This is a genomic window from Roseibium sp. RKSG952 (assembly GCF_009711355.1).
Window position 1 is genome coordinate 1 of sequence record NZ_SMMF01000815.1, and the last position, 12,008, is coordinate 12,008.

Annotated in this window: 8 protein-coding genes; 6 read left to right on the forward strand and 2 right to left on the reverse strand. The window is 60.3% G+C overall.

What is annotated here, in order from left to right; all coding sequences use genetic code 11:
• Positions 1-272 precede the first annotated feature (272 nt).
• Together E1297_RS08115 and E1297_RS08120 are read left to right on the forward strand one after the other, a co-directional pair.
• A complete protein-coding gene (locus tag E1297_RS08115) occupies positions 273-1,694 on the forward strand; it encodes an efflux RND transporter periplasmic adaptor subunit (protein ID WP_155136343.1) in 1,422 nt (473 codons plus the stop codon).
• 11 nt (positions 1,695-1,705) lie between these two features.
• Positions 1,706-5,098, forward strand: coding sequence for an efflux RND transporter permease subunit (locus tag E1297_RS08120; RefSeq protein WP_155136346.1), 3,393 nt, complete (start codon positions 1,706-1,708; stop codon positions 5,096-5,098).
• A gap of 330 nt (positions 5,099-5,428) precedes the next feature.
• On the opposite strand, the gene E1297_RS08125 is transcribed toward E1297_RS08120, so the two are convergent.
• Positions 5,429-6,070 carry an alpha/beta family hydrolase gene (locus E1297_RS08125; protein ID WP_155136349.1) on the reverse strand — a complete coding sequence of 214 codons (642 nt, stop codon included), beginning with the start codon at positions 6,068-6,070 and terminating at the stop codon, positions 5,429-5,431.
• Between the two features lie 108 nt (positions 6,071-6,178).
• Here E1297_RS08125 and E1297_RS08130 point away from each other — a divergent pair, with 108 nt between their 5' ends.
• On the forward strand, positions 6,179-7,042 hold the full coding sequence (locus E1297_RS08130) for a sterol desaturase family protein (RefSeq protein ID WP_209015699.1): 864 nt from the start codon (positions 6,179-6,181) through the stop codon (positions 7,040-7,042).
• 33 nt (positions 7,043-7,075) lie between these two features.
• Positions 7,076-8,494, forward strand: coding sequence for a tannase/feruloyl esterase family alpha/beta hydrolase (locus E1297_RS08135; RefSeq protein WP_155136352.1), 1,419 nt, complete (start codon positions 7,076-7,078; stop codon positions 8,492-8,494).
• A gap of 39 nt (positions 8,495-8,533) precedes the next feature.
• Here the strand turns inward: E1297_RS08135 and E1297_RS08140 are convergent, their stop codons facing one another.
• Positions 8,534-9,355: a transporter substrate-binding domain-containing protein gene (locus E1297_RS08140; RefSeq protein ID WP_368669489.1), complete on the reverse strand. Its 822-nt coding sequence runs from the start codon at positions 9,353-9,355 to the stop codon at positions 8,534-8,536.
• Positions 9,356-9,477: 122 nt separating this feature from the next.
• Here E1297_RS08140 and E1297_RS08145 point away from each other — a divergent pair, with 122 nt between their 5' ends.
• Positions 9,478-11,301: a glycosyltransferase gene (locus E1297_RS08145; RefSeq protein ID WP_155136357.1), complete on the forward strand. Its 1,824-nt coding sequence runs from the start codon at positions 9,478-9,480 to the stop codon at positions 11,299-11,301.
• Positions 11,302-11,460: 159 nt separating this feature from the next.
• Entirely contained in the window at positions 11,461-11,829 is a 369-nt protein-coding gene (locus E1297_RS08150) for an STAS/SEC14 domain-containing protein (protein WP_155136361.1), read from the forward strand.
• The last annotated feature ends 179 nt before the right edge of the window (positions 11,830-12,008 follow it).

Below are 12,008 nucleotides of genomic sequence, written 5' to 3' on the forward strand. Positions count from 1 at the left end.
GGGCGCGGGACGCGCCGCTACGCGGTCAAATACCCTTGACAATCAACTCCTTATGACGCCATCGCCACTTCTGTGGCGTGATTTCATTTGAAGCTGGTTGCCATTTGCTTCGAAATGCAGAGGTCTCCGGTATATTCTGATACATTTGAAAGCTTGAAATTTCGCGCGCCTCGCGGCCTATACCAATGCACCTATCGGTTTATGCTCCGCAATATTGACCCGCCGGGACAATCGCGGCGTAAGTGATTGAGAGATGGTCCATTGGGAGGCGCATGTTGCAGTCGGTAGATCGTTCTGACGATGGGAAATCCGGTCCGCTGGAGTATAGTGAGACGCCACGCGGGCGAAGACGGTCGCGCCGGTTCTGGCTGGTAATGAAAGCCATCCTGCAGGCCGTGATTGCCTTGCTTGTGCTGGCCGGAGCGGTGTTTGCATTGAACCACCTCATTGCCACCAAGCCCGGCGTTCCGAAACGCGCAGTGACGGAAAAAGCCTACATTGTCGAGAGCGCCCGGCTGGTCGAGGGGGATCATGCCCCGGTGATCAGTGTCTATGGTGAAGTCACCGCAGGCCGGACCGTGGATTTGCGCGCGCTTGTCGCCGGCGAAGTGGTGGAGGTTAATCCGTCCCTGAAGGCCGGGGGCTTTGTCTCCAGGGGAGATTTGCTGGTTGCGATCGACCGGTTCGATTATGAGGGCGCTCTCACCGAGGCCAAGGCCAATCTGGCCGAGGCCGAAGCCCAGCAGGTGGAAAACCGTGGCCGTGTTGCGCTTGAAACCGCCAACATCGAGCGCTCCAAGGAACAGCTCACCTTTGCCAAACGGGATCTTGAACGCGCCGAGTCCCTGATTGCGCGCGGTTCGGTGACCGAACAGACCGTCGACGAACGCAGGCTGCTGGTGTCGCAGCGCGAACAAACGCTGGAGCAGCGCCAGAACACGCTCGCGCTGGAAGAGGCCAAGGTCATCCAGCAGGATGCGGCCATCGAACGTTTGAAGTGGCGGGTCGAAAACGCCGAGCGCCAATTGGCCAATACTGTCTTGCGGGCACCGTTTGATGCGGTGGTGCGCGAAGAGGCGGCCCAGCCCGGGCGTCTGGTCGGGGTGAATGACGTGATCGCGTCGATCTACAGCCGCGACGAGCTCGAAGTCCGCTTTACCCTGTCCGACAACCAGTATGGCCGCATTGTTGCGGATGCCGGAACCGTGGTCGGCCGCCCGGTCGAGGTGATCTGGAACCTTGGCAACGAGCCGCTTGTCTATACGGCGACCGTTGACCGTGTCGGTGCGGATGTCGCCAGCACACGCGGCGGCGTCGATGTCTTTGCCCTGATCGACACGGAACCCGGCAAAACGCCGTTGCGGCCCGGGGCCTTTGTCGAAGTCCTTGTGCCTGATCAGTCCTACGCCGGGACGTTCCGGGTCCCTGAAACCTCGATTTACGGGGACGGGCTGGTCTATGTGATCGAGGACAGCCGCCTGGTTGCGCGGCAGACCCGGCCGCTTGCCTTTGATGGCGAGGAGATCATCGTCCGGGGGGGACTTCAAAACGGCGATGTGGTTTTGACCACCCGCGTTCCGGAAGCCGGGGAGGGGCTGCTGGTGCGTCCCTTGAACGCAAATGACCATCCGGAAGCCTTCAAGACGGCCTCCCAGCAAACCGGCGGGCCGGCCCGGGCCCCCTCCAGTCAGTAGGGGATGGCACGATGAACGCGAAGCAGGACGGTTTTCTCGGACTGGTGGTGCGCCACCCGAACGCGGCCAATCTGGTGATGGTCGTGATGCTCCTGTTCGGAGCATTCGGGCTTGCCAAGCTCAACACCCAGTTCTTCCCGACAATCACGACCGACCGGATCACCGTTTCGATCACCTGGCCGGGGGCGAGTGCCGAGGATGTCTCGGCAAACATCCTTGAGGTCGTCGAACCGGAACTGCGGTTCATCGATGATCTGGACGAGCTGGTCTCCTATGGCCGCGAGGGCGGGGCAACGCTGCAGCTTGATTTCATCGAAGGCGCCGACATGCAAAAGGCCCTGTCGGACGTCGAACAGGCGGTTTCCGGGATCACCACGTTGCCGCTCGACAGCGAAACGCCGGTGATTTCCGCCTCGACCTTCACCGACGGTGTGGCCACGCTTGCCATTCGCGGGCCGTTTTCGGAGCAGGCACTCAAGGTATTTGCCCGGCAGATGCGCGATGACCTGCTCGACCGTGGCATCGACAAGGTCGACCTTCTGGGCTACCGCTCGCCCGAATTCGTGGTCGAGATCCCGGAACGGGAACTCAGACGTCTGGACCTGACCGTGTCCGACGTTGCAGCCTCGGTGTCCGGCAACACGATCGATATCCCCGCAGGCAACATCAAGGGCGGCGTTGAACGCCAGATCCGGGCGGTTGCCGAAAGCAAGACGCCCGAAACCATCAGCGGTATCGAGGTCAAGGCGCTGGCCTCCGGTGAAAAGACCACGATTGCCGATATCGGCCGGGTGTTCCGCGACTTTGACGAAACCGAAAACCAGGGCTTTTCGAAGGGCACCCGCGCGGTCGAACTGGACATCAAGCGGGTGGAAAGCACCGACACGCTCAAGGCGGCGGCGATTGTCGATCAGTATCTGGAGGACATCCGTCCGCAACTCCCGCCGACGCTGGAAATCCTGAAATACGATGTGCGCGCTGACGCGGTGGAAGGCCGGATCCTGCTGCTGGTCGAAAACGGGCTGACCGGCCTGATCCTCGTCGTGCTCATTCTGTTCATTTTCCTGAATGCACGGATCGCCTTGTGGGTCGCGGCCGGCATTCCGGTCGCGATGATGGCAACGCTCGGGATCATGTGGGTCTTCGGCGAGAGCATCAACATGATCTCCATGTTCGCGCTGATCATGATGCTGGGCGTGATCGTCGACGATGCCATTGTGGTCGGCGAGCACACGGCAACCCGGCTCGCACTTGGCGACGCGCCAGACGAAGCGGCGATCAATGGGGCCAGAACCATGCTCGCCCCGGTCTTTGCGGCATGTCTGACGACGGTTGCGGCCTTTGTACCGATCCTTCTGGTGGGGGACACGCTCGGCCAGATCATGGGGACCCTTCCCGTCGTGGTGGTTGCCGTGGTGATCGCTTCGCTGATCGAGTGTTTCGTGATCCTGCCTGGCCATCTCGGTCATTCGTTGTCTGGCAAGGCGGGCTGGACCTGGTGGCGGGTTGTGGTTCTTGCCGGGATACCGGCCTTCTTTCTGAGCAGTCTGGCCTCGCAGCCGGATCTGTCCGTGCCGCCCTATCTGGATCCGCTCGCCGTTCCCTTGCGGAGCTTGCGGGAGGCTGCCGGGCTTCTCGGGTTCGAGATCATCGTGATCCTGGTGTGTTTTGCGGCCGCCGTCGGTGTGGAAGCCTTCCTGCAGAACACGCGCCGCCGCAAGATCCGGCAAGGGCGGGAAAACCGCCCCGGCTGGTTCCGCCGCAACTTCGATGCGGGATTTGACTGGTTCCGGGATGTGCCGTTTCAGGCGCTTGTCCGCATGGCCGTCGGCTGGCGCTACGTCACGCTTGCACTTGCCCTGTCCGCGCTGGTGCTGTCATCGGGCTTGATTCTTGGGGGGCGGGTCGGTTTTTCCTTCTTTCCCTCACCTGAAAGCGAAAACCTGAGCGCGACCATCTTCTTCCATGCCGGCATCCCTCAAGCGGAAGCGATCGAAGGCATGATGTTGATCGAAAACGCCCTGCGTCAGGCAGAGGCGGACCTGACCGGAGACAGCGGCGAGGGTCTGGTGGTCTCCAGCTATGCAACGCTCGGGCAGGCCGGGAACAACCGGGGCGACAATTTTGCAAATATCAATGTTCAGCTGACCCGGTCCGAAGAGCGGACGATCCGCACGCCGGACATCGTGCGGGCCTGGCGTGCAGCGCTGCCGGACATGGCGACCACATCGCGGGTTGCGATTGCCGAGCGCCGCGGAGGGCCTCCGGGCCGGGATCTGGACATCCGGTTGACGGGCGCATCTCTTCAGGACCTGAAGGCCGCCGCCCTTGAGCTGCAGGAGGAATTGTCCGGTTATCCCGGCACCAGTGCCGTTGCCGACGACCTGCCCTATGGCAAACCGGAACTCTTGATCGAACTGACACCGCGTGGCAAGGCGCTGGGCTTTACTGTCGAGAGTGCTGCGCGCCAGATCCGCGAAGCATTTGAAGGCAACATTGCCCGCCGCTTTGCAGAGGGTGACGAGGAAGTGACGGTCCGCGTGCGGCAGGAAATTCCGGCAGCCGGAAGCTCGTCCCTGAGGGACCTGTCGCTGCGCACACCTGCGGGGGAATTTGTTCCTCTGACCGAGGTGGTGCAGCTTGAGGATGCTCAAGGCTTTTCGGTCATTCAGCGCCGCGACGGCAAGACTGTTGTCACGGTGGTGGCCGATGTTGATGATGAGGTGACATCGAACAACCAGATTGTCGCTTCTCTGAACGAGCGCTTCCTGCCGGATCTGGCCTCCAGATACGGGTTCAACTACGAATTTGCAGGCAAGGCCGAGGAGCAAGACAATGCGTTCTCGGATCTGCTGGCCGGGGTCATTCTGGCGGTTGCGGCGATCTACATCATTCTGGCGGCGATTTTTGCCAGTTACTCCCGGCCGATAATCGTCATGTCGATCATTCCCTTCGGCGTTGTCGGAGCGATTGTCGGCCACTGGCTGCTCGGCTTCAAGCTGACGATCCTGTCGGTGATCGGCCTGTTGGGGCTGGCGGGCATTCTGGTCAACAACTCGATCATTCTGGTCTCCCGGTTCGAAGAGCGGCGGGCCACCGGAGAAGATCACAAGGACGCGGCGATCCGCTCAAGCTGCGACCGGTTGCGCGCTGTGTTCCTGACCTCGCTCACAACCATCAGCGGTTTGTCGCCGCTCCTGTTCGAAACCAGCCTGCAGGCCCAGTTCCTGTTGCCGATGGCCATCACGATCGTCTTTGGACTGGCAACGGCAACCGTTCTGGTTCTGGTGCTCGTACCCGCCCTGCTGCAAATCGGCGACGATCTGGGGCGCATTCTTTTGGTGAGGCGGGCAGGGCATGCCCGGCCGCAGGACCCGGGCCGGGACGTTGCGCCTGCCGAATAGGCGCAACGGGCGTGATCTGTTTCCTGGCGATTAGTGCTCAGGCCGGGCGCTCTCATTCTCTGCCCCTGATCGTCAACCCGGAAAACCCGAATGGTGTTATCCGGGATCGGAGAGCCGCTGGCTTCGCCTTGGTTTTTGGGGCTCACCGATCCCGGCTCTGCGCGTTGCTTGGCCGGGATGACCAGGGTAAGTGCCGGAAGTGCCGTACTGAGGTGCTTTGCAAGTGTTTCCTCGCAAAGACCCCTGCATGTCGAAGCCAATCGAAACATGCATGACATGGCGTCCCGTGAAGAAACGTTTCAGGACGGCGCAACCTGAACAATGATGCCGCTACAGGCCCTTGGCAAAAGCGGCTATGTGTCCGGCTGCCGCCTCGATATTGCTGTCGAGCGTGGCCGGGGACTTGCCGCGCGGTCCGAAATCGTGGCTGCCGTCGTCGATGTAATGAAGTGTCACGGGCGGCGGCAGTGTCACCTCGTCCAGTTCGGCACGGGACCCGAATGCGTCGCGCTCGCCTTGCAAGACCAGCACGGGTCTGCGGCTGTTCTCAAGCGGCTCAAGGCGCCAGTCGGCGTCGGCTTTTCCGGTCGGGTGGAACGGATAGCCAAGGCAGCAGATCCCGGCGACCCTTCTGGGGAGCGAATCCGCACCGCCCAGCATGGCGGCAACCCGGCCGCCCATGGACTTGCCGCCGATCAGGATCGGGCCATCTGTCTCGTCAAGCACCGTCTGAAGCGCTTTCTGGAATTCGCCGACCAGCTTGTCAGCCCGAGGTGGCGGGCGTTTCGAGCCGCCGCTCCGGCGCTGTGCCATATAGGCGAACTCGAACCGGGCAACGGCAAGACCGGCCCCTGCGGAAGCCTTGGCGATCTTGTCCATGAAGACCGAATCCATCGGGGCTCCCGCTCCATGAGCGAGTACCAATGTCGCCAGAGGCAGCGATTCCGGCCGGGTCCACAAAAACTGGCTCATCTGTGGTCTTTCGTCCTCCAGGTTCTAGATGTGATGATACGTGATCTTGTTTCCGGCGTATAACGCGCGACGCTTACCCGCAATCCCGCGTTCATCACGGTTGGTCTTATGCCCGAATATCTCGATACCAATACGATCCGGATGCTGGCCTTTGCGTCGATCTTCGCCGTGATGGCCTGTCTGGAAGTGCTGCTTCCAAGACGGGAGTTGAGCACGGCGCGTCCGCGCCGCTGGTCGACAAACTGGGCTTTTCTGATTCTGGACGCGGTGCTGGTGCGGCTGATATTTCCGATCGGCGGTGTTGGCCTTGCCTATCTTGCCGTGTCCGAGGGCTGGGGCGTTTTTTCCGTCTTTGAACTTCCCGGCTGGCTTGCCGGTCTGATTGCATTTCTGGTGCTGGATTTTGCCGTCTGGTTCCAGCATTGGGCCACCCACAAGGTTCCGTTTCTCTGGCGCTTTCACAAGGTCCACCATGTCGATGGCGATGTCGATGTGACCACGGCCCTGCGGTTTCACCCGGTCGAGATCCTCTTGTCCTTTCTCTGGAAGGGGGCGGTGATCCTTGCGCTTGGTGCGCCTGTCGAAGCGGTGCTGGTATTCGAGATTGTCCTCAACGGAGCCGCCGTCTTCAACCATGCCAATGTCGCCTTGCCGCGCTGGCTGGACCGGGTCTTGCGGATTGTCGTCGTCACCCCGGACATGCACCGGGTGCATCACTCCGCGCGGATTGCCGAAACCGATTCCAACTACGGCTTCAACCTTGCGATCTGGGACCGGCTGTTTTCCACCTACACGGCCCAACCCGCGGACGGGCATGACCGGATGCAGATCGGTCTGGATGCCGACAGCGCAATCAGGGCGCGCAGGTTCGGCTGGAGCCTGATATTGCCGTTCCACCGGCAGAAAAACCGGTTTCCGCAAGAAACGGGTGCGCCGCAGCATTTACAAGAAACGCCTCCTCGACAACTATAGGTTCATGCCGTTTGGGCATGTGGGAGGAAATTGATGCGTCATTACATTTGTGCGGTTGCCGCAGCGCTTGGCTTGACGTCCGCCAGCGCGCTGGCAGCCACGGAACAGGATTGCCTTGAATTGCGAGACATGGGTTTGAGCGGCGGTTTTGTCACGTCAGCCCGGGTGATTGAAAAATCGGAAGCCTTGCCCGCCTATTGCGAAGTGCGTGCAACGGCGCTGCCGTCGATTTCCATTGAAGTCCGGTTGCCGATGGAAGAGTGGAATGGCGGCCTGTATCAGGCCGGATGCGGCGGATTTTGCGGTATTCTCGGGCGGGCGGATGCTGGCAAAAGCTGGATCAATGCCATGCGCCCGGGGCTGGAACGCGGCTATGCGACGGCCACCTCGGATGGTGGCCATCTGGGCCTGTCGGTGGTGGACGGAAGCTGGGCCTACAACAACCCGCCGCTGGAGCGTGATTGGGGCTGGCGGTCGATCGGGGAAACCAACCGCGTTGCGGGGGCAATGATCGAAGCGTTTTACGGAGACCCCTCGCAGAAGGCCATTTTTCAGGGCTGTTCCACCGGCGGGCGGATGGCGCATATGGCGGCGCAAAAATACCCCGAGATGTTTCAGGGAATCATCTCGGGCGCTCCGGCCATGGATTATACGGGACAGGTCGGGATCATGATGAGCTGGCTGGTTCAAACCAATACCGGCCCGGACGGCGAACAGATCCTGAAACCGGGCCGGGAAAAGCTTGTGGGCGAAGCCGTGCTCAAGCAGTGCGGCACTGCGGACGGGGTCATTGAGGATCCGCGTCAATGCCGGCCGGATCTGGCTAGCCTCACGTGTTCGGGCGAAGCGTCACCGCAGTGCCTGACGAAGGCCGAACTTCAGGTTCTGGATCAATGGTATTCCGGGCCGGTGAACTCTGCGGGCGAGCAACTTTATCCGGGAGGCGTTCCGGCGGGCTCCGAGCCGTTCTGGTGGCTTTGGCTGATCGGCGACGGTGAAGGCGGCGGCAGGCTGCTTGATGCCTTCGCGACCGGGTTCGGAGCCTATATGGCCTTTCCGCAAGATCCGGGCCCGGAGTGGAGCCCTGCCGATTTCGATTTTGATCGGGATCCGGCGCGGCTGGAGATCATGAGTGCGGTCTACAATGCCGACAATCCGGATCTGACAGCCTTTCGGGATGCAGGCGGCAAGTTGATCGTCTGGCATGGCTGGGCGGACCCCATTGTCACCCCGTTCAAGACCGTCGACTGGTATGAACGCGCCGCAGAAGCGGCCGGAGGCGAGGCCGTCCTTCAGCAAAATGTTGCCCTGTTCATGATCCCGGGCATGGACCATTGCGGGATATTGCCGGGGCCCGGTGGCATCAGCAACGCATCGCTTGATCCGCTGACCCCGCTGGAATCCTGGATTGAAACCGGCGAACGCCCGGCCTCGATCCTGATTGCACAGTAACGCTGCACACGGGCGTTGGCGTATGCGAACAGGTGTCCGTCAATAAAAGCTCAGCGGGAAGTACCGGAGATAGAGTTCCTGATACTTCCCGTTCTTGTAAAGCGCATAGAGACCGTAATTGAGGGCATCGAGGGTGGACTGATCGTCGCGGCGGGTCGCAATGGCCAAGCCGCTGTCGAAGTAGCCCGGTTCCAGCCAGGGACCGCCGGAAAAGGCACAGCAATCATTTGCGGCTGCACTTTGCAGCCAGAAGGATAGGCTCAGACCGTCGCCGAAATGATAGTCCACGTCGCCACTGGCAACTGCGGCACGGGCGTCGCTCAAACTGCTGTATTCAATGACCTGGGCTTCCGGAAAGAAGCGTCCGGCAAACACGGCGTGCCGCGACCCCGCCTCAACGGACACCTGTTTGTCCTTCAGATCCGGTACGGAAACCAGCCCGTCCGTCGCGTTCGCCGTTGAGACAAACCGGGCCGGCAGTTTCAGATAATCATCTGAAAAGGCGAGGCGGCTGGCCATTTCCGGCGCGCGCGCCAGTCCCGCGATGATCGCGTCTCCTTCTTCTTCTTCCAGTGCCACCAGGAGATCTTCGAATTTCTTGATCCGCAAGGAGCAGGAAACCTGCAGCTCCTGACAAAGGGCTCGCGCAAGGTCCACATTGAACCCGGTCAACCTGTCCTCCGGGTCGCGAAACACGAAAGGCGGAAAATCATCAGTCGCCAGGAACTGGATTCTGCTGGGCAGTTGGTTCGGGCGGGTATGTCCGCTCTTCAGATTCCAGAAGTTGGGTGATGATATGCTTGCTTCTTGCGTAGCGTAAGATTTACCGTTGCTAATTGCTGCAAGAATAATTAGTGTAATAATAATAAAATTAACCGTTGATTGTATCATTTTGTCATGGCTTTATTTTGGAAGGAAACAGGGCGGCTTGTTTGAAACCGGCGCCGGTCAAGAAAGCGCTGGCGGCCATTGGGGGAAACGGCATGCGTTTGCCAGGTGAACTGGAGGTTTTGCTGTTGCGCGGGCTTTCGAAAGCGAGCCTTGAGGCTGCCTGCCGCCTTGCTCCCGAACATGGTTGGACCCCTTCCGAATATCTGGTCCGCAAGCGCATCGTCAGTCTTGAAACGCTCTACAGTGCCTTTGCCGAGTATTGCGGTGTACCATTTCTTCCTTACAAAAGCTTTCGACCGCGAACCCTCAACAATCATGTCCTGCAGATGGGGGAGGGGGACCGCGGTCCGCTTCTCGTCAGCCTTTACAAGAACAAGGCCTATTATGCCATCGCACCGGCAATTGACCAATTCGAAGAGGTGCGCACACATCTGCTCAAGAATCCCGAGTTCGCATCCCGGATCCGGATTGCCTCTCCCAGTTCCCTGAACCATGCGAACCGCATCCAGAGTGCGCCTTCCGGGGATTTGCTCAGCAGGTTTCCGGAGATGTCGGCCAAACAGCGCTTGTCCCGGGGCCAGGCTGCACTTGTCCTTGTTGCCCTTGCCGGACTTGTGCTGGGACTTGCAACAACACCCATGTTCTGGGTTTATCTCGCGGGAGGGCTTTTTGGCACTGCGTGCGCCCTGTCCGGCTGGGCGCGGGTTCAGGCGGCCGTTTCAACCTGGGATGACCCGCTTGCCATTGCGTTTCCGGAGCGTCTCTATGCTTCGGACATTATCTGGCCGCGTTATACGGTGCTGGTCCCCTTGCACGAGGAAAGCCGGGTGGTTCCGGACCTTGTCGCCCACCTCGGCGCTCTCGACTATCACCGACGGCGTCTGCAGATCCTGTTTCTGGTCGAACAGGAGGATGAGGCGACTTACCGTGCCTTTCCCGAGACGCTGCCCGCTCATATGGAACTGATCCGGGTTCCGAAAGGTTTGCCGCAAACGAAACCCCGGGCGCTTTGTTACGGGCTTGCGCTTGCCAACGGTGATCTTGTCACCGTTTACGATGCCGAGGACAGGCCGGACCCCGAACAGCTGCGCAAGGCGGCCCTGATGTTCGCGCTGCTGCCAAAGGAGGTTGCCTGTCTGCAGGCGCGGCTGACCATCGACAATCCCGATGAAGGTTTTTTTGCCCGCCAGTTTTCGATTGAATATGCCTGCCTGTTCGATCAGTTGCTGCCCTGGTGCTATCGCAACAACTGGCCCTTTCCGCTTGGCGGAACCTCCAATCATTTCCGCCGCGAAGCTCTGGATGCCGTGGGCGCATGGGACGCCTACAATGTCACAGAGGATGCCGATCTCGGTGTCCGGCTGGCCCGGTTCGGGTTCCGGTCCGGTGTTCTGGCCAGTTCCACCTATGAGGAGGCGCCCACGCACCGGAAGGCCTGGCTTGCCCAGCGGGCCCGCTGGTACAAGGGCTGGGTTCAGACGTTTTGTGTCCACATGCGTGATCCCGGGGTCATGCTCCGGCAAATCGGGACAAGACGCGCGGTCGCCATGGCGGCCATTTTTATTGCCAGCGTTGCCATGATTGTGCTGCATCCGGTTTTCATGAGCGCCTTCCTGATATTCATGGGGCTGGTCTCGGTTGACCTCGCTTCATTTCGGGAACTGTCCTTGCCTGCGGTCTTGCTGATGATTGCCGGTGGTGCCGGTTATGGCGGCGCAATTGCCGCGTCCGTTGCGGCCTCGGTCAAACGTTTCGGACGGCTGGATTTGGCAAGTGCCGCGCTGATCCCGGTTTACTGGATGTTTTCGGGCTTTGCCTTTTACATGGCCGTTCTGGAGTTCATCTGGCGGCCGCATCACTGGAGCAAGACCGAACACGGGATCGCAAGACGCCGGAGCCGAACGCGGCAAAAGTGACAAGGGATGGAGTTGGGGCCGTTCCGAGGCGCTGGGTCGGGCGGCAACGCGAGAGCGGTTCGGGCGGCAATTTGCCTCAGGTGACTAAGGGTTTTCCGCAATATCCAAGACCGCTCAATAATCAGACTATTTGTCGATGATACTTGCGGGAGGCTTGTCATGTTGAACATCGAGAAAAGCGAACCGGGCCGGGTCGATATTCATTTCAGCGGCAAGATCAATGCCGAGGATATGGAAGCGGCGCTTCAGCGCCTGATCGAAGTGTCGGAAGACGTATCAGACGGCAGGCTATTTTATCGGATTACGGATTTCGCGGTCCCGGATGCATCTGCGCTGGCGGTCGAGTTCCGCTATCTGCCATCACTGTTTGGCTTGATCGGCAAGTACAAGCGTTGCGCGGTGGTTTGCGACAAGGAGTGGGTCCGCACGGTCGCCGAACTGGAAGGCCTGCTGATGCCGGGCCTGAAGATCAAGAGCTTCGAAGCCGGTCAGGAAGACGACGCCGAAGACTGGCTTGCTGCCGCGTGAGGGTGGATTAAGCCGCCAAGTGCAACAGCACAACACCAATGGCTGGTTCGCCTTAAGGGATTGATTTTCAAGGGCGCGGAACGCGCCGCAACGCGGTCAAAGACCCATGGCACTTAATCCTTTGTGTCAGAGCCGCAAGGAAGCTTTTAAAGGCGGAAACCGCCTTGAACGGCGTTCCG

What these genes read in the sequence shown, in the direction of transcription:
- E1297_RS08115 (WP_155136343.1), top strand. Translation starts at nt 273, where the DNA reads ATGTTGCAGTCGGTAGATCGTTCTGACGATGGGAAATCCGGTCCGCTG.
- E1297_RS08130 (WP_209015699.1), top strand. Translation starts at nt 6,179, where the DNA reads ATGCCCGAATATCTCGATACCAATACGATCCGGATGCTGGCCTTTGCG.
- E1297_RS08120 (WP_155136346.1), top strand. Translation starts at nt 1,706, where the DNA reads ATGAACGCGAAGCAGGACGGTTTTCTCGGACTGGTGGTGCGCCACCCG.
- E1297_RS08135 (WP_155136352.1), top strand. Translation starts at nt 7,076, where the DNA reads ATGCGTCATTACATTTGTGCGGTTGCCGCAGCGCTTGGCTTGACGTCC.
- E1297_RS08125 (WP_155136349.1), bottom strand. Translation starts at nt 6,070, where the DNA reads ATGAGCCAGTTTTTGTGGACCCGGCCGGAATCGCTGCCTCTGGCGACA.
- E1297_RS08145 (WP_155136357.1), top strand. Translation starts at nt 9,478, where the DNA reads ATGCGTTTGCCAGGTGAACTGGAGGTTTTGCTGTTGCGCGGGCTTTCG.
- E1297_RS08150 (WP_155136361.1), top strand. Translation starts at nt 11,461, where the DNA reads ATGTTGAACATCGAGAAAAGCGAACCGGGCCGGGTCGATATTCATTTC.